The following is a 24,270-nucleotide window of genomic DNA, read 5'->3' on the forward strand; positions in this document are numbered from 1 at the left end:
CTTTTTTAAATAAATAGTACTTTGATAACTAAAAATTCTGTTGTTTTTCAGTTGACATACTACCGCAGGTCTTTTTTGCTTACACGTTACTCTAATTATATCAAAAAATATGACCTGATTATGAATGTCGAATTATATTTTCTGAATTTTCTTTTAATTTTTGAAGGGTTTTTCAATATTTTTTGCGAAACATTTGTATAACAATTTTTTCTTTGCTTATTGTTACATAATAGTAGGTTCGGGTGGAGTTTTGCAAGCGTTTCCTATACAATAACCGATATTTTTTGATTTTTTCCTACAAAATATCTTGCAATATATTCAGAAACTCATTACAATTGCCATATATTAAAAATCTTAGCAATATATCAAATCCTCATCAATCCGATGAGGTAGAGGTTGCGACTTTTAAGAGTAAAACGGACGAGACACAGAGAAAGTCACCGACTCCGTTTGAAAGGAAAAGTTGCCGAAGTTTATATTTCTTCTCTGGAAATATGAGCTGGGGCTGTCTCCGAAAGGAACAGAACTGTCACGTTTACAAAATTACCGTGTAAACGTGGGGTGCTATCTTAACGGAAGGGTATGATGGGGTGGTTATTTGTGAAACGTTCCGCCAAATTCCTTTGGCGGTTTTTTGTATTTTTCTCCCCCGCTCCTTCCTATCTTACAAGAAAAGGAGTGTTGAACATGAATAGCGCAACGAATCAAGCTACCTCTAAAACAGAAGCTACAAAAGGAAAAGGTGAATTAAGACGCGGTCTAAAATCAAGGCACCTTACGATGATTTCTCTCGGCGGTACAATTGGTACCGGACTATTTCTTGCCAGCGGTGGTGTCATCCATTCAGCTGGACCTGGCGGTGCATTAATTGCATACGCCGCAATTGGAATTATGGTTTACTTTTTAATGACAAGCTTAGCTGAACTCGCAGCTTACATGCCTGTTACTGGCTCTTTTAGCACGTACGCAACAAAATTTGTTGATCCATCACTTGGCTTTGCACTTGGATGGAACTATTGGTATAACTGGGCAATTACTATCGCTGCTGAACTAGCGGCTGTAACATTAATTATGAAATTTTGGTTTCCAGATACTCCTTCCCTCATTTGGAGCGGATTATGTTTAGCTATTATTTTCCTTTTAAACTACTTATCTGTTAAAGGATTTGGTGAATCTGAATATTGGTTCGCACTTATTAAAGTAGCTACAATTATTATCTTTTTAATTGTCGGGTTTATGATGATTTTCGGAATTATGGGCGGCGAAACGGTTGGATTTAAAAACTTCACTGTTGCAGATGCACCATTTAATGGCGGCATCATGGCAATTATCGGTGTATTTATGGCAGCTGGTTTCTCATTCCAAGGTACTGAATTATTAGGTGTAGCTGCTGGTGAAACATCTGATCCAGAGCGTAATATTCCGAAAGCAATTCGTTCGATTTTTTGGCGTATCCTTTTATTCTATATCCTTGCGATTCTCGTTATCGGTTTATTAATTCCTTATACAACTGAAAGTCTTGCCGCAAGTGATGTAACAGTAAGTCCATTTACACTTATTTTTGAAAAAGCGGGCGTTGCCTTCGCTGCTTCTGTTATGAACGCTGTTATTTTAACGGCAGTACTATCTGCTGGTAACTCTGGTATGTATGCATCAACTCGTATGCTTTGGGATTTAGCTCGCCAAGGGAAAGCACCGAAGTTTCTTGGTAAATTAGATAGCCGCGGCGTACCTGTTAACGCATTAATCGTAACATCGATTGTCGGTAGTATCGCTTTCATTGCTTCTTTATTCGGTGACGGTGTTGTATACATTTGGTTATTAAATGCATCAGGAATGTCTGGCTTTATCGCATGGGTTGGAATCGCAATTAGTCATTACCGTTTCCGTAAAGCATATATCGCACAAGGAAAAGATTTAAATGACTTACCTTATAGAGCAAAATGGTTCCCATTCGGACCAATCTTCGCATTTGCACTTTGCGTCATCGTAATTTTAGGTCAAAACTACGGCGCATTTATGGGGGAATCAATCGATTGGAACGGCGTACTCGTTTCTTACATCGGTTTACCACTCTTCTTAGTACTTTGGTTAGGATACAAATTTACGAAAAAAACAAAAGTCATTCCACTTGATAAATGTGAACTGAAATAAAGTGAAACTTTAATCCGTGGGGGTTTTCTTCATCCCCCACGGATTATTAGTTGAACCAATCGGACTTTTATGGGCAGTTGATCCCCCACCTAACTTCTTTTCTTTCGCTGCATTTTGAGGGGAGGGTCTTACTGCCCATTAAAGTCGGATAAAGTGAAACGAGCAAACAAATTTGTTTGCTCGTTTTTTATTGCAAACCTCTTTGCTTCCCTATTGCCCCTGTTTTTGCAATAATAAAGGAAATATAAATAAAGGTTGGGATACAATGAACATTCGCATTACTGATGAAGCAAAAGCAGCTATACATAGATTAGAACGTGAAGATAAAAAAATCATTCGCATTAGAGGGACAATGACAAACTCTTGTAGTATTTTCGTTGATGTCGATTTAATTTGGGATACATATGTTGCAGATGATGTTGTATACGAAGATGCAGACCTTATCGTACAAATGGATACATTTACGAAAGACTACACTGGTGATACAGTGAAGCTTGATTATAAGACGACAGGTTTTAGTATTACGACTCCGAGTGAGACTTTAGTTTATGGATTGTCGATTAAAAAATAAAACTTGTTTTCAACTGACCACTGAGGTGAAAAAATGGGTAAATATGTTCCGCTAAAATTTTTATTTAACGAAGAATTAGCAGAAAAAATGGCTGATTCTATTTGTAAACACGATCCTACTTTCTCTAAAAGAAACTTTGTGTCTTCCGTAACATGTAAAGTTGAAAATTTAGAGTTAAAGCAGCGTATTGAAGTAATGGCAGATGAATTACACAATGCTTTACAAAAAGATTTTAATGAAGCAATACATATATTACTGAAAACATTAGGACCAGAAAATACAACAGAAGTAGGTACATTTACAAACGGATATATGTACATGCCTATTGCAAAATACGTTGAAAAATATGGGCTTAACGATTTTGAAACCTCATTCAACGCCATGTATGAAATAACGAAAAGGAATACTGCTGAATATGCCATTCGGCCTTTTCTTCAAACATACCATGAAGACACACTAAACATATTACAAAAGTGGATTCATGATGAAAACAGTCACATTAGAAGATTAGTTTCTGAAGGTACGAGACCTAGACTTCCTTGGGCTAAAAAAATAGGAGCTCTGAAAGGTGACTTTCAGTACAATTTACAGCTTCTTGAGCCTTTAATGAATGACCCTTCTAAATATGTTCAAAAATCTGTAGCCAATCATATTAACGATATTACGAAAGAAGATAAAGAACTCGTTTTTCAATGGTTGCAGCAATTACGTGATAAACAGCATCCAGTTAATCCTTGGATTATAAAACATGGGTTACGAACGGTGATTAAAAATGGTACTTTACCAAAAGATTTTTGTTTTTGAGTATTTTAAACAAAAACGCGTATGCTTCAAAAATAAAGCATACGCATTTCTTTCTTTTAAATACAGCAATAACAAACGTATTTTTCCAACATTCCACTTCTTCAATGAAAGGTCTATAGCATTATTTCGATAAAGCTAAACCACCTACCATTGCTCATAAAATCTATCCCTATTCCATTTCTACTTGCTTCATATAATATTCCATCGCTTCATTAAGCCATTTTTGTTCATCTTCTGCGAAAGGCGAAGGTATCATATTTTCAAGTTCTTGCATATCCAGTTCTTCCACACTAGTATTAGCTAACTTTTGTATCAGATCCTCATTAAGAAATGAAAAAGACTCTTCAATATATTCCTTAATCATCTCTTGTACTTTCGAATCCTCGACTGGTTTACCATATAATTGCTTAACCTTTTTAGACAAGTGAATAAACGTTTTATCCAAAGCAATTTTATCTTCTTCTGATTTCTTTGATATTTCTTCCACGATATCCGTTAACTTATGGCGTTCCGTCCATTCTTTGTGTGTATGTTCAGTATTCATACCGTAAATAAGACTAAATAATACAGTACTATCTACCTCTTCTTCCTCTTCGACTAACTTCATTACTCTTTTAATTACTTGCATTGATTGCTCAATTTGTTCTTGTTCTCTTTCTAACACTTGCAAATGGAGAGACAAGCTTTCATTCAGATCAACGCTAAAGCTTGATTCATGTAACAAATTAGCGACTTTATCTAGACTATAGCCTAGAAATTTTAAACTTATAATTTTTTGTAAGGTTATAATATCTTGATATTTATAAATGCGGTGCCCTGAAGAAGGATTCTTTTCTGGTTGTAACAATCCAATTTCATCATAGTAATGCAAAGTAGGAATTGGTATGCCCGTTTTTTTCGAGAATTCTCCAATAGAAAACTTTTTATCCGTATTCATGTAAATCCCCCTATTAAAAATATAAATTCATTATAAAACCTAAAGTAACTAGAGGTTCAAGAGGATAATTCAAGAAAATTCAAAAACGTTAAAATTCATGTAATCAATACGTATTGCACTATTTCATTTAATGGCCCAATTATTGAAGAGCATAACCTTCCCTCACAAATTCAAAGGACTTTCACTTACTTATCCCGAATATATAAATAACCATTCTCACAAGGAGCGAATTTATATGAATCTATTCGAGCACGAAACGTAAAACCGCTTCTCTTTCATAAGAGGTCCTCCTTTTTCTTTTTTCATCATATCATTCATTGAAAAATAGGAGGACATAATTATGAAACGTAATCTATTATTTTTAACTTTATTAGAAAGTGCAAATACACATTTTAGCGGTTGGGATTTTTCTTTTATTTCAGAAACGGGCCGAATGAAGAGCGAGCCTTTATCATGGTCGTACGGTAGCACTGCTTATCAGCTTATGCAACGTGCTAAAGCAATGCTCGATATGGGTACTGGCGGCGGAGAGTTTTTATCTATGTTACAACCGTTCCCACCAACTATTTATGCGACTGAGGGTTATGCACCAAACTTGCCAATTGCTCGGAAGAAATTAGAACCTTTAGGGGTTACAGTTGTGGCAGTAATTGATGATACTGCTTTACCATTTCAAGATGAACAATTTGATTTCATTATGAATCAACATGAATCCTATTCTGCTTCTGAGGTAAATAGAATACTTTCTCCTAATGGAATATTTCTTACACAACAAGTTGGTGGTCTCGATTGTGCGGAACTAAATGAGCAGTTTAACGCACCGCTAAATAACGAATTTGCAAGTTGGTCTCTTGAAACAGCATGTAGTGAGTTAAAGGAAAATGGATTTACTATTTTAGAAGCAAAAGAAGAGTTTCCTTTCCAACGCTTTTACGACATTGGTGCTATTGTCTATTATTTAAAAGCAATTCCGTGGCAAATCCCTAATTTTACTGTCGAAAGGTATTATGAGGAATTATATCGTATACATAAAGTCATCTTACAAAAAGGATATTTTGATGTGACGCAACATCGTTTTCTGATTAAGGCGATTCGCAGTTAATCATGGAGCATATGAAAAAGAGATGGATCTACCATCTCTTTTTCCCCGTTTATTTTTAAAAATTTTGTGGTGGTTTCTAGATTGTTAAGTACGTCCACGTCTTGCAATCACATCAGCTAATGTAATAAGTTGCTCGTGCGTTATCTTTCCGGATACCTTTTCTTTTATAATTTTTTCCATTTCCTTTGTAACAGTCATGCCTTCTATTTCTAGACTCGCTTTGGCCGCCTCGAAAGCTTTATTTAGTTCTTCCTCGTTTTTGAATGTCATAATTTGAGTCACTCCCTTCAAATCATTTTTTTACTCTTTTAATACAAGAAAGGTAATATCATCCCATTTCCTCTCTAATTGTAAAGTAGTCTTTTCAATACTTCCTCCTGTTAACAAATCATATCCTTCAATCTCAGCTACCAATTGTTTCGTTTTACTCTTTGGATTCATATCTTTGTATAAGATGTATAACTTATTACCATGTACTTGTATATCCGAAATCCCTTTGTCCTCTCTAGCGATTTTTGTATCACTCTGCAGTGAATATGTACGTATGATATTCAAATTCTCATCTAACTCTTTTATTTTTTCATCATGATTTAAAACGTACACCTTATTATCATACACCTGCACTAAAACAGGTATGAATTGCTTGTCATTTAATACCGTTTCTTTTTCTACTACTTTAGTTTTCGGGTTTATCATCATTAATTTCGAAGGCAGCTTTTGATTTACATTATCACTTAATGCGAGTATTAGTTTATCTTTATACTTTTGAAAAATTATTTTTTGAGCAGTTGGTGCAAAATACACATTTTCATTAGGAATTTCAAATTCGTTTGTTTTTTTATTTGTGACCAAATCTATTTCTGAAATATATACTTTGTCTAGCGTTTGTGAAAATGCGTATATATGATTCTCAATAATATGCGCACCTTGAATCGTTCCCTTTAGTTCTACACTCTCTTGCCTTTTGTCACTATCTTTCCAATATACAAGTTCACTTGTATATCCCTTCTTTTCGTCTACCAGCCCAATGTTCACATCATAAAATTTATAACCTTGCTCTGCATGTATAAAATATGCCCCTGCGTTTACATCTTGTAATTGTTTCGGTCTACTGATTTCTTGCATCTTACCAGTCTTATCAATTGCATAATGATTGTTATTTCTATTTGATGAAAAGTAGTATCCCTTTTCATCTTTTGCATTGCTCATCATACTTTGACCATCTACTTCCATTTTACTAATCGTATTTCCTTTCTTATCATATGCATATATGTAACCACCATCTTTCATTGCATTTGAATAGGATACTAGATAGTCCGCTTGTTGAATGTTTTTAAGTTCTTTATCACTTTTAGAACAAGCTACCAAGAGGAACATCGTACATATAACGATTATGGCCAATGAATTGTATTTCTGAAACATATCTTTCCCCCTTATATATAATGAGAGCAATCAACATACAAATGCTAATTGCTCTTTGAAAGATTTTATTAACTTGAGCATGAAAGATTTTTTTTTACATATCGTGTGTTCGCATTATCATCTGTCAAAAATGAAGTTGTGTAATGAATAATATTCCCGTTATCGTACGTGAATATATGCTCTAACTTATTTTCTTCTGTTAATACTATTGGTAAGTATTTTGGTAAATTGCTCACTACACCTCTATTATCCTTATTTAATATCCAATCAATTTCTTTCCATTCTAATAATCCTTCCGCCATACTTACTGGCGTGTCCATATGTACCCCATCTGGCAGATCAGCAAGGAATACATACATTCCTTCACGCCCCTGAGACTCGTCCTTACTTTTAAAAACGACATTCCCTTTATACGTTACACTTGGAAGATATATGCCTGTTTCTTCAAGCGTTTCTCTAATTATTCCTTCATATGGCGTTTCATTATCTTCAATTTTTCCACCAACACCATTCCACATTCCCATATTTGGCTTTTTATTTCTATTCAATAAGAGTATTTTATTTCCTTTTCTAATGAAACAAATTGTGTACTTATACATACGTTTCTTTCCTTTCTTTTTCCCCTCATCTAAAAATTTAAACAGCATTTTGATTAGACTTGCTGCATAAAAAAATTCTTATTATACAAACAACTGGTTTTTTAATGAGGTATTTTGCTCATTTTTATTCAAAAACATTCTCCTTACAATCATATCTCACATAATATATTGTACAACTTTCGTTTCCAGAAAGGAGTGTTCAAAATCGATAACATAAGCAGCGAATTTTTAAAACAATTTTACGATAGTCGCGTCTGGTTATATGATACACATTGGCTTGGAGTCCCCATTCTCAAACTTCCTTCTGACCTTTTTTTGTATCAAGAAATGATTTACGAATTAAAACCCGATTTAATTATTGAATGTGGCACTTGTTATGGTGGTAGCGCACTGTATTTAGCTTCCATTTTAGATTTAATTGGAAAAGGTCATGTTCTTACTATTGATATATTTCCACAACCAAATCGTCCATCCCATGATCGTATTACGTATTTAACAGCTTCTTCTGTTTCAGTAACCGCTGTGCAAACAATATTAAGTATGCGCAAACCTGATGATGTGATTTTAGTGATTTTAGATTCTGATCATAGTAAAGAGCATGTAGCAAAAGAATTGTTGCTTTATAAATCTATCGTTACTAAAGGCAGTTATATTATAGTAGAAGATACATCTATTAATGGAAATCCTATTTCTCCTGATTGGGGACCTGGCCCAATGGAAGCTGTTGAAGAGTTTTTAGCTACAAACAACAATTTCATAATCGATGAATCTAAGCATAAGTTTTTCATATCGTTTAACCCAAAAGGTTTTTTAAAGAAGATAAAGTGAAACGTTAATAAGTGGGGATAGAGAAACCCCCACTTATTCTATGATCTTCATTTTTGAAAAAGGATAATATACAAATTCCACTTTGCCTATTATATTATCTTCTTCAATATATCCTAAACCGTTTCGACTATCTCTACTAAGTTCACGATTATCTCCCATTACAAATAATTTATTTGGTGGGATTTTTGTCTTTTGAAAGTTATAAAACACTTGCGTATTATTGAATAAATCTTTATTTGTATACGGTTCTTCTTGTTTTTTATCATTCACATATACAGATCCATTCGTTATGTTAATTACGTCACCAGGAAGTCCTATTACTCGTTTTACATAATATTTCGATTCATCCTCTTCCTTTATAATGACAATTTCTCCATGCTCTAAATCGGAAAAATGTACTGCTGCTTTATTTACAAATACGTAGTCTTCTTCATATAAAGTCGGTTGCATCGATTTCCCTTCCACTTTACATAAAGTAAAAGAATGATAGGCTATTACCAAAACAAACACGAAGAGTATGTATTTCCCCCAACCTCTTTTAATCTCCTGTTTCATATCCATTCCCACCTTATTCAAACGCTTTTTAAATCAAAAAATATATCACTGCACCATATGTCTCAATGCAGTGATATTATTTTTACTGGGCCTTGTTCGGCTGCTCTACTGGGACTGGATTTCCACCTGCTCTTTTCGCTTTCAATTCAAAATACGCATCCAAAATCTCTTTACCAATCGCGGAATTAATTCCTGATTTGTCATCATTTACCCATGGTACAACAACTGAAAAAGCTACTTCCGGATCAGCATCATACGGCGCATAACCGGCAAGAGTTAAATTATAACATTTTTTTCGATTATTGTTTTCATCTCTTCCAATTTCACTTTCTCCACCATACACAGTTTCAGCTGTCCCTGTTTTTCCAGCTGGTTTATACGGTAATCCTTTAAACGTTGCAGTACCTGTTCCGTCATTCTCTTGAAAAACCCTTCTAAATCCTTCTTTTACATGATTAATGTATGAAGTGTTCATATCCACTCGATTTAAAATAACTGGTTCAATAGATCGAATAACTTTTCCAACATCCTCTGGTCTATGTGGTTGTTCTCTCACTTCTTGCACAATTTGCGGTTTCATTCTGTAACCACCGTTTGCAATGGTTGAAATATATTGAGCAAGTTGAAGCGGCGTATATGTATCGTACTGTCCAATCGCATAATCAAGTAAAAAACCAGGTACGTTATCCGTTCTACCCATTTGACCAATCGATTCATTCGGCAAGTCAATACCAGTCGGTACACCTAAACCAAATTGTCTAAAATAGTAGCGCATTTTATTAAATGTCTCTTGTTTAATGTCTAATGGATTGTTTGGCACATAATTTATACCTGCCATCTTTAATGCTGTATTAAACATATATACGTTTGATGAAACTTGTAAAGCTCTTAAATCATCAATATCACCAAAGTCTTTCCACGATTTCTTCGGCTTAGAGCTTCCTTTAAAATACATAGGTGCATCAAAGAAATGCGTATACGGCTTAATTGTGTCAGTTTGATAACCAGCTAATAATGTAGCCCCTTTCACAGTGGACCCTAACTCATAAGAACTTGTCATCGTTCCTAAAGCGTAGTCTTCTATTTGCATCCCGCCATCTTTATTTACAATTTTCTTTCCTGCCATCGATAAAATTTGACCGTTTTTCGGATTCATCATTACAACGAATGCACGATCCATCATCGGCTCTGCAGAATGAAATGCTCGTAAATTCTTTTCAAGACTTTCCTCTACTTTTTTCTGTAACTCCATATCTACTGTTAACATTAAATTATTTCCACTTTTTCCTTCGGTCACTTTTTCTGTCCGGATTATATTTCCTGCTTTATCTGTAATGCTTCTAGATTGCTCTTTCGTTCCATGTAATGCGTCTTCATATTGCTTTTCGATGTAACTCTTACCAATGCGGTCATTTCGGTTATAATCACGCACTAAATAATAATCTAATTGTTCCCTTGGCAATCCTTCATTTTCAGTAGAAACGCTACCAAGAATAGAACGAAGTATTTTATCATTTGGGTATTCACGTTCCCAGTCTACTGTCGTATCTACTCCGGGCAAGCTTGCCAATCTTTCACTTACGACTGCATATTCATTTTGACTTACATCTTTTTTAACGATTTGCGGCGTCATTTTATATCCCGCATTCATTTTGCTTTTAATAGCTAGTACTTCTAGGTCTTCTTTTGAAAGTTCGCTTAATTCTTCTTGTGTAATTCTTTCCCTACGTAACTCTTCCACTTTTTTATCTAATTCTTTCCCTTCTATCTCCTGCTTCCTAAATTTACTCTCATCTTCTTTCGTTACTTTTTCTGCTGCCCGCTTTTCATTTAACTGCATCCAAAAATCCTTTTTATCTGTTTCTGTTAACTTGTCTATATCCTCTGGCGACATTTCAATTAACTGGGCTAACTGTCTTGCTACTTGTAAAACTTCTTTCGAATCTACTCCTTTCATTTTCGTATATGTAACGGTTCGTAGTGGTTTATTATTTACAATCACCTGACCTTGTCGATCAAACATTTTCCCTCTAGGAACAGGTGTACTTACCGTTACATCTTCCTTTTTGTTCACTTCATTTCTATACGTTTCTCCATCAATGATTTGTACTTTACCTAATTGAATTATAATAGCTGAAAATAAAAGAAAGACGATAAAAAATAGTACATTTAACCGAAAAGGAATATGAGTCTTTTTCTTTTTCGATTGTTTCTTCTGCTCCTTTTTCTGTCTCATTTCGCTCCCTCGCTTCATTCTATTAACATTTCTACATGGAACCATTATGTATCAAATTTATTTATATGATATATATAGAATTTTATATTAATTATAAAAGAAATAAAAGATTTAATTTTCAGTTTTTTATTTTATATCCTATTTATTACCATTCCCTTAATACACAATAACATGAATATTATTCTAAAAGAAAACTGGTACAAATTTATTTTTATACCATTAGTTTACATTTATTTGTATACTAAAGAAATAAATTCATAAAAGACATTACTTAAGGAGAGAACGAAAATGACAGATTCATTTACAATACATACTAATGCGCCCCATTGTTTAAACTTTATGATTTATATTCAAAATATTTATCTCAACCAAAAAGAGAAAAAGGAAAATTTAAAATTTCCTTACATAGCAAGACAATTCAATTTTTCTACTAACTTTGAAGCAAATTTCAAAGAATTATGGCATTCACTTCGCAAACAAATGGCTAATGACAAGTATGATTCGCAAATTTTTTATGATGAAAACCATATCTTTTATGAGAATCTTTTTGATAATCATTTATGTAATAAAGAATTATTCAAAGAATTAATATGTAGTTTTAAAGTATGGTGGACTAGCATAGCAGGTCAGCTTTCATTAGAATGGTCTGTAAGTGATTTTAGTAGACAACTTTACGAAGACTTAGTTTTATATATAAAACAACACCAAATAAAACCTTTACAACAGCTACATATTAGCTTACTTTATGACGATTGTGTATTCGTTAAAAAAATAATACTACTTCTTACTCTGCTATTTTACCTACGAAACACTTTTTTATTAATTATAGAGATGTTGTTACTACATTATCGACATGTTTTCACGCTGCTTAGTATAACGATTACTCAAATAAAAAACTGAGGCGGATACCTCAGTTTTTTCGATAACTTATTTCCTTGAAGACAATCCGTCAACAAATTCACCAATCTTATTTTGAAAAACATAATCAAAGTTATATTCTTGTCCTGTTAACTCTTCATTTACTAAAATCGTTGTTGCTCCTACTTCCCTCTTTGCGATTTGCGGGAATGAAGCAACAGGTTGTACTTTGAGTGACGTCCCCATAACGATAAGCACATCTGTTTCATATAAACGTTTGACCGCATTTTGATATTGCGGCAATGTATCTCCGTATAAAACAACGTCTGGATTTAAAATGAAATTACACTTCTGACAGCGCGGCACCTCATGATCAATCATATACTGCAAATCATATCCCGTTTTACACTTCGGACAATGTGCTGTTTGCAGTGTGCCGTGTAAATCAATAACATGTTTACTACCACCTAATTGATGTAAACCGTCAATATTTTGCGTTAAAATCGTAATATCTTTCCCTTGCTCTTCTAGCTCCGCTAAAAAGCGATGCCCACGATTTGGTTTATATTGATGAAACGTATTGATTTGAAAGATTTCTTTATAATGCTTCCAAAATTCTTTCGGACTTCGGTTATAGTACCCTCTTGATAAATACATCTCGACATTCGCATCAGCATATAATCCATTTGCTGAACGAAAATCTGGGATACCACTTTCCGTACTTGCACCAGCGCCTGTTAATACTGTCATTTTCTTCGCTTTTTCTAAAATCAAACGTACTTCTTCAAATTGTTGCACAAAAATCACCTCTATGTATATTGCTATACTTATTATACCAGTTGTTTACAGGAGGTGTCGTGCAATTCATTCTACTTAATGCGTCGTGCCACCAACCTCTACAATATCTACCTCAACGGTCGTCGTTACTTCAACTGCCAACTCTATCCCTTTACGAATAGTAGAAAGTGACATACTCGGTTGCCCTGGATAATTACTCGCTTGCTCTGGTAAAAACGGAATATGAATAAATCCGCCTTTCATTTTTGTATCATGTTTTTCTAGTTCATGCATGAGACCATAGAATAAATGATTACAAACGAACGTACCTGCTGTTTGTGAAACGGAAGCCGGTATACCTTCTTCTTGAAGTTTTTTTACAATTGCTTTCATCGGAAGTGTAGACCAATAAGCAGCTGGTCCTTCTTCTACAACCGGTACATCTACCGGTTGGTTCCCTTCATTGTCAGCAATTCTTGCATCATCAATATTAATTGCGACACGCTCTATCGTAATATCTGGTCTACCCCCAGCTTGTCCAATGCATATAATAAATTCCGGTGCTAGTTCTTCTATATACTCTTTTAATACGCTGATTGATTTATGAAATACAGTGGGTACTTGTTTACTAATAATCTTGTATTCTCCGATTGTTTTTTCATGCAAACTTTTTGCGACTTCCCCAGCTGGATTGATACTTTCTCCACCGAACGGATCAAATCCTGTTAATAATACTGTTTTCATTGTTTTCTCCTCCTAATTAGAAACGATATACTAGGCCGTACATGATAAACATATTTATGATGAAGATTGAAAGAGCAATTGGTACCTGTGCTTTAATAACGGCATTTTTATCTTTCAGTTCTAAAAGCATTGCTGGTACGATATTAAAGTTTGCTGCCATTGGCGTAAGCAGCGTTCCGCAATATCCAGCAAACATACCAAGCGCTGCCATAATCGCTGGGTTTCCGCCGTGCATTTGCACGATTAAAGGTAAACCAATTCCGCCAGTAATAACGGCAAACGCTGCGAAAGCATTTCCCATTACAACTGTGAAAAGCATCATTCCTAAACAGTACGCCATAACAGCAACGAACGGATACTCTGTCGGTAACACTTGTCCGACTAAATCAGAAACGACTTGTCCAACGCCAGATTTCGCGAAAATACCACCAAGTGCTGCTAACATTTGTGGTAAAATAACAGCCCAGCCGACAGCTTGTAATAGTCTGCTTCCTTCTTGTACAGGCGTTGTTATTTTCGATTTTGTAATACGCATTGCCGCAACGAATGCAAGTAATGCTCCTAATGCTAATGCTACTAGCGTTACTTTATCCGGATCAACAAGAGAAACATTTCCCCATTTAATTTTTCCTAACGTTAACGTACCGATAATTGTAAAAATAGGTATTAAAAGTGCAGGCATAAAAATTTTGTTTTTTAATTTCTCAGCATGTTTCACACGTTCTTGTACTGGAACTTCTTTCTCCTCTGATTTTGTTACTTTATTTAGTGAAGCTAATACAACCATAGCGAGTACAATACAGCCAACGTAAAACGAAGGGATTACATTCCCAAATAAAAATGTAACTGCAAACAACGCCCAAAATAAACTAGAACCAAATCGGTTTGGATGCTCACGATCAAACGCAATACGAACAGCGATAAAGGCAACGATTATACCTAATACATAGTAGATTGTATCCATTGTGATGATGTTCATTTTATATTGCCTCCTTCTCTTCTTTTTCTTTTGATGTCATCGTTTTTGCTATATATTTATCAAACCTTCTAAATCTGATCCAGCTCACGATAAGCGCTGATATTGCAGTTGGAATACCCCAAAGCGCCATATCCCACACACCGACATGCATACCTACCGAATCGAAGAATCCTTTCATTAATAAAATCGCACCAGTTGCGATAAAAATATCTTCTCCGAAAAACCAAGCTGTATTTTCCGCAGCCGCTGCATTTGCTTTAATCTTTTCTCTTAATTTTTCAGGGAGCTTACCGTATTTACCTTGCGCAGCCCCTTCTGCCATCGGTGCAACGAGTGGTCTTACCGTTTGCGCATGACCTCCAATATTCAGTCCAAGTGCTGCTGATGATTCTCTTATCGTAAAATATGACATTAATACTCTTCCAGTTGTTGCACCTTTTGATTTCGTTATAAGTGCTTCTGCTCTTTCTTTCAAACCGTAACGCTCTAAAATTCCGATTACCGGTAAAGTTAGTATGATAGGCATAGACATATATCTATTCTCTATGAAAAATTTACCGAACATGCTAATGACATCATAAAAGCTTAATCCTGAAACCATACCAGTAACAATACCTGCAACCATAACGACTAATAGTGTATTTAATCTAAATAAAAAGCCCACTGCAACAAGTAATATCCCGATTAATTTCACCAATTCCAACACTTCCCCTCATTATTTTATTTCGGTGTGCATATAGAAATCTCATTATTTTCGAATGTTCTGTATATTCTTCTCGCAAATTGTACAGCTTTCTCTCCATCACCGTGTAAACAAATCGTCTGCGCCTGAACGGCTACTTTCTGGCCGTTCACCGAATTTACATAGCCTTCTTTCACCATTTGAAGCACTTGCTTTATCGCTTCTTCTTCATTTTTTATAAGCGCATTTTCTTCCGTACGACTCGTTAATGTTCCATCTTGCTTATACGTACGATCTGCGAAAGCTTCTTGTACGAGAGTTATATTGTATTTTTCCGCAGCCTGTATAAACGCCTCGCTATTTGCTAATCCGTAAAGTAATAGACTTGGATTTATATGATATATTGCCTTTGCAATTGCATCTGCAATTTCCGGATTAGTTGCCGCCATATTATATAGAGCACCGTGTGGTTTCACATGATGCATCTTCCCGCCAGCTGCTTTTACAAAACCATCTAATGCACCAATTTGATATAGAACATAATCGTATACTTCACTTGCTGGAACGTTCATGTTCCTTCTACCAAATCCAATTAAATCCGGAAATCCGGGATGTGCCCCTATCGCAACGTTATGTTGCATTGCCTTTTCAACTGTTTGTCGCATAACGGACGGATCACCCGCATGAAAACCACAAGCAACGTTTATTGAGGAAACGAACGGGAGAATTTCATCATCATTCCCCATTTTATAAGCGCCAAAACTTTCTCCTAAATCACAATTTAAATCAATTGTAGTCACACTGTTTCCCTCCTAATTTCAGCTTCGTAAAGCAATGAATTTCTTTAATAGATTCATATTTACTTCTTGTTCTATGTACAATTGTTCCGCTTCTTCAAGCGAAATTTTCTCAAAAGAAACATAGTCCCCCGGCTTTAGCTGGGCAAGAAGAGGTAAATCTACTGAAATGATATTTCCCATTCTCGGATAGCCACCTGTCGTTTGCCTATCTGCCATTAATATAATCGGCTGTCCACCATTAGGAACTTGAATGGTTCCAAATGTAACAGGACTCGATAAAATCTCTTTTTCAACGGCTCTATTTAAAATTTCTCCTTCAACCCTATAACCCATACGGTCAGCGTAATTAGATACTTTATACTCTTTCGTAAAAAATGCCTTTTTGCTTTCTTCTGTAAATTGATTATATTCAAAGTCAGCTATGACACGAAGCTTAGGATGTTTCTTATACTTTGGTAGTACGCTGTTGCTAATTGCCCATTTCGTTTTTATTCTCTTATCTTTTTGTAAGTCTTGAACGAAACGATTCGCCATTTCTGGTTGTACACCAATTTGGAAGTAGTCACCCTTTTTCAACATTCTTCCTTCTATACCTCCAATCGCAGCACGTATGTAAGTACTTTTGCTTCCCATCGTACGATCAATATGGATACCACCTGCAAAAGTCACATACGTTCTGCAACCACTTTTCACTTTTCCAAAGCAAAGCATACTACCTTCTTCCGCTAAAATGGGACGCCATAATGGTATACGCTCCCCATTTAGTAACGGTTCCATATCCGCACCGCCAATCGCAAGTAACGTCGTTTTCTTTATTAACAATTTCGGTCCCATAATCGTCATTTCGAGTGCCGCTTCATTCTCTTCATTACCAACTAACATATTGATCGTCCGAAGTGCACTTTGATCCATCGCCCCGCCAACTGGCACACCGTATTGTTGATAATGAGATCGTCCTAAATCTTGGACTGTTGTAAACATCCCTGCATGCAAAACCTCTACATCCATTCTTTAGCCCCCTCAAGTGATACGTACTCTTCCTTCGTTATTGGGATAAATCGTAAATACATGCCGCTTTGAATAAAGGTTGGTGTTTCTTCTTCCGGATTAAATAAGGAGATTGGTGTTCGGCCAATAATATTCCATCCACCCGGTGTTTCAAGCGGATAAATACCTGTTTGATTTCCGCCGATTCCTACTGAACCAGGAGAGATTTGTAACCGTGGTATTTCTTTTCTAGGCGTTTCTAGTTTTTTTGATAGTCCTCCTAAATACGGGAATCCTGGTGTAAAGCCTAACATATACACAAAATACGTTGTTTCACTATGTATTCGGATCACATCTTCTACTTGTAAACCGTGATAATATGCCACCTCTTCTAAATCAGGTCCATATTCTCCCCCGTAACAAACGGGTATAGAAATATGTTTCACATCTCGTTTCAGCTCTTCCTTATACGTATCTAACATTCTAGCTATGTATTGGCATACGCAATCATATGGTCTTATCTTTCTATCATTTCCCTTCCATACTTCATACAAATTGTAGTAAACGGCTAATGAAGTAAACGACGGAACACATTCAACCATCCCTACAAACGGATGTTGCTGCAACGCTTGAAATAGTCGTTGTACTTTTTCGTATACATCCATCCCGATTTCTGCACCAAATGTAACAATAATTGCTTGATCCCCTAACGCAGAAAATTTCATCCTACTCCCTCTTTCTATGCCAAAAAGCCAAGTTCTTTCGAAATGCGATTCGCTGTCTCTTTCACCTTCGCGATAAAATATGAAATGTTACTTTCGCTGTACTCAATTGCTAATCCTGAAATGCTAATGCCTGCTACAACCGTTCCATCATTTGCGAAAATGGGCGCTGCTATAGCTGCTGTATGATTTTCTAACTCAGAATAGCTAATGGTGTGTCCTTCCTTTTTCGCCATTTGTAACACTTCTAGTAATTGTTTCTTATCTACGATTGTTCCATCTGCAAATTGTTTTAAATTCGTTTCCTCTATGTATTTCCGTTTCTTTTCCTCAGAAAAATACGATAGTAAAATTCTCGGACATGCACCAGCATAAAGTGGCGCTCTTCTTCCAACCGCCGTATACACACGTACAGGCTGAACGCCTTCCATCTTTTCCACATAAATCGCATCATTACCATCTTGAATAATTAAATTAACTGCCTGCCCTAAACTATCTCTAAGCTCTTTCATATATGGAATCGCAATATTTCTTACGGATAGTCTTTGTGAAACAAGTTGACCAAACCGTAAAAAAACGACTCCTAGACGATATTTCCCCTTCTCATTTTTTTGTAAAAATTCCATTTCTTCTAACGAACCAATTAAACGATAAACAGATGTTTTCGGCATACTTGTAAGCTGAACCATTTCTGTTAAACTTAGCTCTTCATGCTCATAAAACAACTGTAAAATATCCATTGTCTTAACTGCCGTTTTATTTATAGTCATTCTCTCTCCCTCTTATTCCGAATTTCGGAACTTAAATTCCATTTTCTGAAACAAACATATAATTAAAAATTATAAAATATTCTTTCAATTCTATCAATATATTTTTCAGCTACTTAACCTTTATGTAAGGTCAATACAAAATAAAATTTAGAAATAATGATGGTTCTCTTTCAAAAGCTCAAGTTATAGCAGAACCAAACGTTTAAATAGGCATAAAAAAAGTATGGAAGAATATATATTCCCCCATACTTTTTCTTTATAACGCTCTTACTTGTTTCAACGGCCAGAAAACAGCTTGTCCTTTTCCGACAATTTCATCTTCTGAAATAAACCCAAACATACGACCGTCTTTAGAAACTTCACGATTATCCCCTAAAACAAATACTTGGCCTTCTGGCACTTTCGTTTTTCCTGTGACTTGTTCTAACGTAAAGTCTGGAGTTAATACACGGCCTGCTGCTTTTTCTTTAAACTCTTTTAAATATGGTTCTTCCATCGCTTTTCCGTTTACATATAAAACATCATTTTTATACTCAACTGTATCACCTGGTAAACCAATTACTCGTTTTACTAAATCGTATCCTTCTTTTCCATGAAAGACGATAATATCAAAACGTTCTAATCCACTTATACTGTAACCAATCTTGTTCACGAGAACTCGTTCGTTATTTTCTAAAGTGGGCATCATCGATTCGCCTTGTACTAATGACGGTGTAAATAAAACACCGCGAATAATTGCGATTAATACAAGGGTAAATCCTATCGTTTTCGCCCATGAGAATAATTCTTTCTTCGTATTTTCCTTCATCGTTTCTCCTCTTTCTTAATTGTTTATTGTATGATTTGAACTAATTCTTGTACGAAATTAGGATCAATTTCAGCAAAACATGATTTCCCTTCTCTTACAGCTGTACCGACATGAGCTTGCGAAATTCCAGTTTCATCTAGCAATCGTTTTATATTTTCTTTCGTCACACCAGCTCCAGCTACAAGCTGAATTTGACCATCGCTTACCTTTTGCATATCTGTAAGCACCGGAATATTATCAACTATATTCCCTTGTCCACCTGAAGTTAAGACGTGAGTCACTTTATGAAACTTCTTTAACGTTCTCATTGCTTCTACTGGATTTTCCGTGTCGTCTATTGCACGATGATATGTGACATTTATCCCATCTACCACAGATAATAAATTCGCTAGTTTCTCTTCATCCACTTCATTCTTTTCATTTAATACACCTAATACAACACCAGCTACTCCTAATTTCTGAGCAACTACAATATCTTCTTTCATCATTTCAATTTCTTCTTCCGTATATGTAAAAGACTTCGCATGCGGACGAATCATAACGTGAATTGGTATATGTACTGCTTCTACCACTTTTTTAATAAATGCATAACTCGGCGTTAAACCGCCTTCTGTATAAGATGAAATTAATTCGATTCGTTTTCCGCCAGCTCGTTCAATTCGTTTTACATCTTCTAAACATGTTGCAATAACCTCTAGCATGAGATAACCTCTTTTCGTGCTTTTTTCTTATTATACAGTAGGTGAAATAAGAAGCATAGCATTCTCCTATAAAACGATAAAAAGAAGAATGAAAAGAAAGATTTTTTAACTACTAACATCTATTGGTAATTTTATTTTCTACAAAAAAGGAGTAACCTCCTAGCACTTCCGACTAGGTGTCACTCCTTTTTTATTTTAGTTATTTTTCTTAGTTACTTCATTATAATAATGGCTAAACGCTTCTACTAATGCGTCTACGGAAGCATACAGTTCTTCTGGTGTATTATCTACCCCTCCCATTTCAATAAGTAATGCATTTGGAGAAAGGTCTTGATTATATACTCCATTCCCGCTTTTACGATCTTTAATAAAAATGCCTCGGCTTAAACCGTAATACTTCTCGTCTAAATATGAATTGATTGCTGTTACTATTTTTTTATTTTTTTCATAGTTAGGATTTTCTCGACCTAAAATAAAATAGAGTCGTGCATAATCCTTTCCATTAATCGTTTTCTTCGTAATATTTTTTCGTGCATCGTCCCTATGAAGATCAATGGGAAACATAATATTTTTATCTTGTGCTAATTTATCTTGTAATATTTGACGGGACCCTTTGTAAGATTGGGCCCAGTTTAAATTTTTATTTCGTAGAAAGTCCCTCATATTTGTCGTATCATGTGAAACACCTATTCCTTTTTCTTCTAACTTTTGTTTTAAATAATTTCCAACAAACGTAATATTCACTTCATTATTTGTACTAGAGGCATCATCAGGTTTAGTAGCAGCTGGAATGAGAGGAATAAACGACTCCCAACTATGTGTATGATAAATAAAAACTTTATTTTCACCGTTATTTTGTGTATTTGAATTGTTTTCTTTCTCACTCTTTGGGTGTTTAACAGCAGTACCTTTATCTTGAATATTCTCTAAAGGAATGCTGGATTCTTCAGGAATGTTCGTATAATCTGTTCCTTCCCCGGCAATTAATATTTCTGAATAAAATTGATTCATATTTGGAAGTTCTCGAGTTAATAAGCTCCGGAGGTCATTTACATTAATATTTGTAGAAAGTGAAAGTAAAAAAGATTCCAAAGACGCTCGTCCTTTTTCTTTATGAAATTCTTCGGCAAAATAACGATTTTCACTGCCTATCATATACATAAGGCCTTTCGTAGAATTCGTTCCTAATAATTGATTAATATAATAAGATTTAAATACGTTCGAATTACTAGAAATGAAGAATGAAGTGAGAATACATATAATTGTGAATAAAAGACATATCATGACATACTTTATATTAAATACTTTCAGTTTCACTTTATTCATTTTATATCTCCCTTCATTTACTATATTCTTACGCATAATTTTCAATGAATATGATTACTAATTTAATAGAATCGTCTCAACTACTATTTTTTCAGCTAATCTCTTTCCGTAAAGCAAGTGAGGTTAATTTGTCGTGCGCAAATATCACTAAAGATTTTTAAAAGAAAAGAAATGAAATAACCTGAGTCTACATTTGTATAGACTCAGGTTATTTCATTTCTTTATTTTCCATGTCAATGCCTAATTCGTCTTTCAAGAACTTCATACCTTTTCTTGTAAGATGGACAGCCCGATTCTTATCCGTTTTTGTAATCCATTCCTGTTCAAAAAATAGTTTTGCTATTGCAGATCCTAACCAACCAGAAATATGGTAGCGTCGTTCACTCCAATCAAGACAAGGTTTTGCAAATATTCTTCTCTTTATATTTGCCGTTTCAATATTTATTCCAAAATTCAGAAACCACCGCTTACCTTGTTCCGTTACAATGTATTCTCCTTTCTCTAAAATGATAAATTCCTTATCTAATAATTTTTCGGTTATCTCTACACCGAGTCTACCTGCAAGATGATCGTAACAAGTTCGAGCATAACGAATTTGTTTTAGTTGATCTGATTGTTTTAAAGACCGAACTTGAACTGTTGGTGCGATTGTTCCTAACTTTTCAAGAACCTCTGCTACCTCTTGATTAGCAAGTCGATAGTAACGATGTCTACCATGTTGTTCAACTGTCAGTAGATTCCCCTCTACTAATTTAGAAAGATGAGAACTAATTGTTGGATGTGACACCTTTGCCATATAAGCTAATTCACTAGCAGGTAGTGCCTGATTATTCATTAAACACTCTAAGATAATTGCTCTTGTAGGTTCAGCAATTAGTTTAGCTATATATGAGATATTCGGATATACATTCATATTTCGATGATACCCTAACTATTAAATTGATACAATTATTTTAAGTTTAATAGTAAAGGAGAATGTATTATGAATGCAATTGATCTTAGTATATTAAATTTGAAAGAAACGAGAAGGCGCTCAGAAAAATTATGGAATTCTCTTCCCGATAATTTTCTTAATTGGAAGCCTGATCACGAGGCTATGTCCTTTGGTGAAATGATTCGTCACGTATGGACCTCAACTTTTTACTATCATATGATTTTAAAAAACAACGGCTCAATAAACGACATACATATCCCGTATGATGATGAGCCAATTACTTGTGTTAAAAAAGAAATTGAATTAGCACAATCATGTTTTGCCGATTTCATAGAATATGTTCAATCAATAAGCATAGCAGAGCTAGATGCAAGACTTATTGATCGAAGCGATGTTGGCTATCAACGATATTTAGGCGATATGCTATTACGAATTGCCTATCATGATGCGGTCCATGCAGGTCAATTTTTACAATATTTGCGAATGGTAAATTTAGAAAGACCATTGATTTGGGATTAAATTTAGTAATTATTTACAAATTTTCCAAACTGGCATTTCGATAAGAATTTTTCAACAAGAAACAATCACAAAACCATGATAACCATTTATATTAAAAACCTACATCTCCACCTGGTAAGTTCCCACACATAAAAAGCACGTGTTCGATTACTAATCAAACACGTGCTTTCAAAACAACTATATTGTACATAAACAATAAAATTCAAGTTAAAAAAACTACGATCGAAACGCCGCATCCGCAAGCATAGACAGTGTTGCATCGTCCATCGGCGGATTGTGTAATCCTGCTCTTACGTTTAAATAGTAACGATGAAGCGGATTTTTTTCTGATAAACTTTTTGCTCCTACGATGCGCATTGATTTATCCACTATCGATATCGCCGCATTTGTTACGGCGTATTTCACTGCCGCTAATTCTGCTTGCAGTGACAGTTTATCTTCTGCCTCATCGTATTTTTTCGCAATTTGATATAAAAAGACGCGAGCTTGCATAAGCTCGAGTTCTAATTCTCCAACTAATCTTCTAACATTCGGTAATAAACTAATAGAATGGTTTAAACTATTTGGTTTGTATGATCCCGCAAACTGAACTGCATAATTTCTTGCTGATTGTGCAATTCCTAAATAGCATGCTGGTATATGTAGCAACCAGCCAATACCCTTTTGTTTCACTTTCCCGCCTTTTACATCCGTAAAAAAGCGACTTTCTATCTCTACATTTTGTAAGACAAGGTCGTGGCTAGCAGTCCCTCGCATTGCAACGCTATCCCACGTTTCTTCAATGGATACACCGATTGTATTTCTTGGAATGACAAACTCACCAACTTCTTCTTTGCCCTCCATACTTGCTGAAATAATAAAATAATCAAGTACTGGCGCCATCGTTGTAAAAGTTTTCCTTCCATTTATAACCCACTTCTCGCCTTGTTGAACCGCTATTGTTTCTGGTTTACCGCCACGCGTCGGGCTCCCTGTTTTCGGTTCTGTTGCTGCCCTATTAAAGAGCGCCCCATTTCGCACTTCTTCGCAAAACCATTTAAACATCTCATCATTCCAAGAGCGATTTTCCGCTAGTTCTTTCACAATGCCAAGATGCCAGCCAATCGATAATGCAGTAGCCCCGCAGCCTTCCGCAATTTTCTCTTGAAATAGAACGAAGTCATATAAAGAAATCGCACTACCACCAAATTCCTTCGGTAACGTTAATTTCGTATATCCGATATGTTTCAAATCATTTATATTTTCATACGGAAATGATCCTAATTCACTTAGTTGATGCTCCCTTTCCATGAACTTCGGAATCAATTTATTTATTTGTTCAATAATGAAAGATTGTTTTTCTGTTTCAACAAATGAGAGTGCCATAGTATAACATAGTATAATCTCCTTTATGTTCGATTCATAAACCGTTCATTTTGTCATTATGATTATATGAAGCTACCTCTCTATTGTTTC

The 24,270-nt window shown here is 35.1% G+C and carries 25 protein-coding genes, 1 pseudogene and 1 riboswitch; of the genes and pseudogenes, 7 read left to right on the forward strand and 19 right to left on the reverse strand.

All coding sequences use genetic code 11. The annotated features are described in order from the left end of the window. Window positions 1-382 precede the first annotated feature (382 nt). A riboswitch (Lysine riboswitch) is annotated at window positions 383-575 on the forward strand. Window positions 576-687: 112 nt separating this feature from the next. The 3 genes from PDQ33_RS17250 (at window position 688) to PDQ33_RS17260 (ending at window position 3,529) form a co-directional block, all read left to right on the forward strand. Continuing rightward, window positions 688-2,154: an amino acid permease gene (locus PDQ33_RS17250; RefSeq protein ID WP_001083374.1), complete on the forward strand. Its 1,467-nt coding sequence runs from the start codon at window positions 688-690 to the stop codon at window positions 2,152-2,154. 265 nt (window positions 2,155-2,419) lie between these two features. Then, complete coding sequence (locus tag PDQ33_RS17255) at window positions 2,420-2,725, forward strand: iron-sulfur cluster biosynthesis family protein (protein WP_001026183.1); 306 nt, start codon at window positions 2,420-2,422, stop codon at window positions 2,723-2,725. Window positions 2,726-2,758: 33 nt separating this feature from the next. Then, on the forward strand, window positions 2,759-3,529 hold the full coding sequence (locus PDQ33_RS17260; protein WP_000521717.1) for a DNA alkylation repair protein: 771 nt from the start codon (window positions 2,759-2,761) through the stop codon (window positions 3,527-3,529). 169 nt (window positions 3,530-3,698) lie between these two features. Here the strand turns inward: PDQ33_RS17260 and PDQ33_RS17265 are convergent, their stop codons facing one another. Further along, entirely contained in the window at window positions 3,699-4,466 is a 768-nt protein-coding gene (locus PDQ33_RS17265) for a MerR family transcriptional regulator (RefSeq protein WP_001090706.1), read from the reverse strand. A 340-nt stretch (window positions 4,467-4,806) separates the two neighbouring features. On the opposite strand from PDQ33_RS17265, the gene PDQ33_RS17270 reads away from it, so the two are divergent. Then, window positions 4,807-5,568 (forward strand): class I SAM-dependent methyltransferase, encoded by a 762-nt coding sequence (locus PDQ33_RS17270; RefSeq protein ID WP_000828024.1) that lies wholly within the window; start codon window positions 4,807-4,809, stop codon window positions 5,566-5,568. An 84-nt stretch (window positions 5,569-5,652) separates the two neighbouring features. Here the strand turns inward: PDQ33_RS17270 and PDQ33_RS17275 are convergent, their stop codons facing one another. From PDQ33_RS17275 to PDQ33_RS17285, 3 genes are all read right to left on the reverse strand, one after another. Continuing rightward, window positions 5,653-5,838 (reverse strand): antitoxin VbhA family protein, encoded by a 186-nt coding sequence (locus PDQ33_RS17275; RefSeq protein ID WP_000143190.1) that lies wholly within the window; start codon window positions 5,836-5,838, stop codon window positions 5,653-5,655. A gap of 30 nt (window positions 5,839-5,868) precedes the next feature. Next, window positions 5,869-6,990 carry a hypothetical protein gene (locus tag PDQ33_RS17280; RefSeq protein ID WP_061130670.1) on the reverse strand — a complete coding sequence of 374 codons (1,122 nt, stop codon included), beginning with the start codon at window positions 6,988-6,990 and terminating at the stop codon, window positions 5,869-5,871. A 68-nt stretch (window positions 6,991-7,058) separates the two neighbouring features. Continuing rightward, entirely contained in the window at window positions 7,059-7,589 is a 531-nt protein-coding gene (locus PDQ33_RS17285; protein WP_061130686.1) for an NUDIX hydrolase, read from the reverse strand. A gap of 195 nt (window positions 7,590-7,784) precedes the next feature. Between PDQ33_RS17285 and PDQ33_RS17290 the strand changes: the two genes are divergently transcribed. Next, window positions 7,785-8,417, forward strand: a complete 633-nt coding sequence (locus PDQ33_RS17290; protein WP_071743150.1) for a CmcI family methyltransferase — start codon at window positions 7,785-7,787, stop codon at window positions 8,415-8,417. A 33-nt stretch (window positions 8,418-8,450) separates the two neighbouring features. On the opposite strand, the gene lepB (PDQ33_RS17295) is transcribed toward PDQ33_RS17290, so the two are convergent. Next, the gene (lepB, locus tag PDQ33_RS17295; RefSeq protein ID WP_000806877.1) at window positions 8,451-8,972 is read right to left on the reverse strand and encodes a signal peptidase I; all 522 of its coding nucleotides are present in this window, start codon (window positions 8,970-8,972) and stop codon (window positions 8,451-8,453) included. A gap of 82 nt (window positions 8,973-9,054) precedes the next feature. Beyond that, window positions 9,055-11,208, reverse strand: coding sequence for a peptidoglycan D,D-transpeptidase FtsI family protein (locus tag PDQ33_RS17300; protein ID WP_001249210.1), 2,154 nt, complete (start codon window positions 11,206-11,208; stop codon window positions 9,055-9,057). A 288-nt stretch (window positions 11,209-11,496) separates the two neighbouring features. Between PDQ33_RS17300 and PDQ33_RS17305 the strand changes: the two are divergent. Next, window positions 11,497-12,080: pseudogene (locus PDQ33_RS17305) on the forward strand (hypothetical protein). Window positions 12,081-12,135: 55 nt separating this feature from the next. On the opposite strand, the gene PDQ33_RS17310 reads toward PDQ33_RS17305, so the two are convergent. The 12 genes from PDQ33_RS17310 to PDQ33_RS17365 all read right to left on the reverse strand — a co-directional run bounded on the left by PDQ33_RS17310 (window position 12,136) and on the right by PDQ33_RS17365 (window position 22,275). Beyond that, on the reverse strand, window positions 12,136-12,864 hold the full coding sequence (locus PDQ33_RS17310; RefSeq protein WP_061130667.1) for an NAD-dependent protein deacylase: 729 nt from the start codon (window positions 12,862-12,864) through the stop codon (window positions 12,136-12,138). A 75-nt stretch (window positions 12,865-12,939) separates the two neighbouring features. Then, the gene (gene pcp, locus PDQ33_RS17315; protein WP_061130666.1) at window positions 12,940-13,587 is read right to left on the reverse strand and encodes a pyroglutamyl-peptidase I; all 648 of its coding nucleotides are present in this window, start codon (window positions 13,585-13,587) and stop codon (window positions 12,940-12,942) included. Between the two features lie 16 nt (window positions 13,588-13,603). Continuing rightward, a complete protein-coding gene (locus tag PDQ33_RS17320; RefSeq protein WP_001021658.1) occupies window positions 13,604-14,566 on the reverse strand; it encodes a DUF979 domain-containing protein in 963 nt (320 codons plus the stop codon). Between the two features lies 1 nt (window position 14,567). Next, window positions 14,568-15,263, reverse strand: coding sequence for a DUF969 domain-containing protein (locus PDQ33_RS17325; RefSeq protein WP_000239804.1), 696 nt, complete (start codon window positions 15,261-15,263; stop codon window positions 14,568-14,570). Between the two features lie 23 nt (window positions 15,264-15,286). Then, window positions 15,287-16,048 carry a 5-oxoprolinase subunit PxpA gene (pxpA, locus tag PDQ33_RS17330; protein ID WP_000207335.1) on the reverse strand — a complete coding sequence of 254 codons (762 nt, stop codon included), beginning with the start codon at window positions 16,046-16,048 and terminating at the stop codon, window positions 15,287-15,289. Between the two features lie 18 nt (window positions 16,049-16,066). Next, complete coding sequence (locus tag PDQ33_RS17335) at window positions 16,067-17,056, reverse strand: biotin-dependent carboxyltransferase family protein (protein WP_061130664.1); 990 nt, start codon at window positions 17,054-17,056, stop codon at window positions 16,067-16,069. Further along, entirely contained in the window at window positions 17,047-17,760 is a 714-nt protein-coding gene (gene pxpB, locus PDQ33_RS17340; RefSeq protein WP_071743110.1) for a 5-oxoprolinase subunit PxpB, read from the reverse strand. The genes PDQ33_RS17335 and pxpB overlap by 10 nt, the downstream gene beginning before the upstream one ends. Before the next feature lie 14 nt (window positions 17,761-17,774). Further along, window positions 17,775-18,527 carry an IclR family transcriptional regulator gene (locus PDQ33_RS17345; RefSeq protein ID WP_061130662.1) on the reverse strand — a complete coding sequence of 251 codons (753 nt, stop codon included), beginning with the start codon at window positions 18,525-18,527 and terminating at the stop codon, window positions 17,775-17,777. Window positions 18,528-18,783: 256 nt separating this feature from the next. Continuing rightward, complete coding sequence (lepB, locus tag PDQ33_RS17350; RefSeq protein WP_270756323.1) at window positions 18,784-19,335, reverse strand: signal peptidase I; 552 nt, start codon at window positions 19,333-19,335, stop codon at window positions 18,784-18,786. A 23-nt stretch (window positions 19,336-19,358) separates the two neighbouring features. After that, window positions 19,359-20,036 carry a copper homeostasis protein CutC gene (locus PDQ33_RS17355; protein WP_229133022.1) on the reverse strand — a complete coding sequence of 226 codons (678 nt, stop codon included), beginning with the start codon at window positions 20,034-20,036 and terminating at the stop codon, window positions 19,359-19,361. A gap of 195 nt (window positions 20,037-20,231) precedes the next feature. Continuing rightward, on the reverse strand, window positions 20,232-21,362 hold the full coding sequence (gene spoIIP / locus PDQ33_RS17360; protein WP_270756326.1) for a stage II sporulation protein P: 1,131 nt from the start codon (window positions 21,360-21,362) through the stop codon (window positions 20,232-20,234). 208 nt (window positions 21,363-21,570) lie between these two features. Beyond that, the gene (locus tag PDQ33_RS17365; protein ID WP_001103830.1) at window positions 21,571-22,275 is read right to left on the reverse strand and encodes an ArsR/SmtB family transcription factor; all 705 of its coding nucleotides are present in this window, start codon (window positions 22,273-22,275) and stop codon (window positions 21,571-21,573) included. Between the two features lie 69 nt (window positions 22,276-22,344). Here PDQ33_RS17365 and PDQ33_RS17370 point away from each other — a divergent pair, with 69 nt between their 5' ends. Next, on the forward strand, window positions 22,345-22,815 hold the full coding sequence (locus tag PDQ33_RS17370) for a DinB family protein (RefSeq protein ID WP_000991269.1): 471 nt from the start codon (window positions 22,345-22,347) through the stop codon (window positions 22,813-22,815). Window positions 22,816-23,031: 216 nt separating this feature from the next. Here PDQ33_RS17370 and PDQ33_RS17375 read toward each other — a convergent pair whose 3' ends face one another. Further along, the gene (locus tag PDQ33_RS17375; RefSeq protein ID WP_001218397.1) at window positions 23,032-24,180 is read right to left on the reverse strand and encodes an acyl-CoA dehydrogenase family protein; all 1,149 of its coding nucleotides are present in this window, start codon (window positions 24,178-24,180) and stop codon (window positions 23,032-23,034) included. Window positions 24,181-24,270: the final 90 nt, after the last annotated feature.

The organism is Bacillus cereus group sp. Bc031 (assembly GCF_027716265.1).
Lineage (GTDB): Bacteria > Bacillota > Bacilli > Bacillales > Bacillaceae_G > Bacillus_A > Bacillus_A paranthracis.

Coding starts and splice junctions, on each gene's coding strand:
- PDQ33_RS17355 (WP_229133022.1), bottom strand. CDS start 20,036: ATGCTAGAGGTTATTGCAACATGTTTAGAAGATGTAAAACGAATTGAA.
- PDQ33_RS17375 (WP_001218397.1), bottom strand. CDS start 24,180: ATGGCACTCTCATTTGTTGAAACAGAAAAACAATCTTTCATTATTGAA.
- PDQ33_RS17250 (WP_001083374.1), top strand. CDS start 688: ATGAATAGCGCAACGAATCAAGCTACCTCTAAAACAGAAGCTACAAAA.
- PDQ33_RS17265 (WP_001090706.1), bottom strand. CDS start 4,466: ATGAATACGGATAAAAAGTTTTCTATTGGAGAATTCTCGAAAAAAACG.
- pcp (WP_061130666.1), bottom strand. CDS start 13,587: ATGAAAACAGTATTATTAACAGGATTTGATCCGTTCGGTGGAGAAAGT.
- lepB (WP_270756323.1), bottom strand. CDS start 19,335: ATGAAGGAAAATACGAAGAAAGAATTATTCTCATGGGCGAAAACGATA.
- PDQ33_RS17275 (WP_000143190.1), bottom strand. CDS start 5,838: ATGACATTCAAAAACGAGGAAGAACTAAATAAAGCTTTCGAGGCGGCC.
- spoIIP (WP_270756326.1), bottom strand. CDS start 21,362: ATGAATAAAGTGAAACTGAAAGTATTTAATATAAAGTATGTCATGATA.
- PDQ33_RS17280 (WP_061130670.1), bottom strand. CDS start 6,990: ATGTTTCAGAAATACAATTCATTGGCCATAATCGTTATATGTACGATG.
- PDQ33_RS17370 (WP_000991269.1), top strand. CDS start 22,345: ATGAATGCAATTGATCTTAGTATATTAAATTTGAAAGAAACGAGAAGG.
- PDQ33_RS17260 (WP_000521717.1), top strand. CDS start 2,759: ATGGGTAAATATGTTCCGCTAAAATTTTTATTTAACGAAGAATTAGCA.
- PDQ33_RS17345 (WP_061130662.1), bottom strand. CDS start 18,527: ATGACTATAAATAAAACGGCAGTTAAGACAATGGATATTTTACAGTTG.
- PDQ33_RS17300 (WP_001249210.1), bottom strand. CDS start 11,208: ATGAGACAGAAAAAGGAGCAGAAGAAACAATCGAAAAAGAAAAAGACT.
- PDQ33_RS17270 (WP_000828024.1), top strand. CDS start 4,807: ATGAAACGTAATCTATTATTTTTAACTTTATTAGAAAGTGCAAATACA.
- lepB (WP_000806877.1), bottom strand. CDS start 8,972: ATGAAACAGGAGATTAAAAGAGGTTGGGGGAAATACATACTCTTCGTG.
- PDQ33_RS17335 (WP_061130664.1), bottom strand. CDS start 17,056: ATGGATGTAGAGGTTTTGCATGCAGGGATGTTTACAACAGTCCAAGAT.
- PDQ33_RS17365 (WP_001103830.1), bottom strand. CDS start 22,275: ATGAATGTATATCCGAATATCTCATATATAGCTAAACTAATTGCTGAA.
- pxpB (WP_071743110.1), bottom strand. CDS start 17,760: ATGAAATTTTCTGCGTTAGGGGATCAAGCAATTATTGTTACATTTGGT.
- PDQ33_RS17285 (WP_061130686.1), bottom strand. CDS start 7,589: ATGTATAAGTACACAATTTGTTTCATTAGAAAAGGAAATAAAATACTC.
- PDQ33_RS17320 (WP_001021658.1), bottom strand. CDS start 14,566: ATGAACATCATCACAATGGATACAATCTACTATGTATTAGGTATAATC.
- PDQ33_RS17255 (WP_001026183.1), top strand. CDS start 2,420: ATGAACATTCGCATTACTGATGAAGCAAAAGCAGCTATACATAGATTA.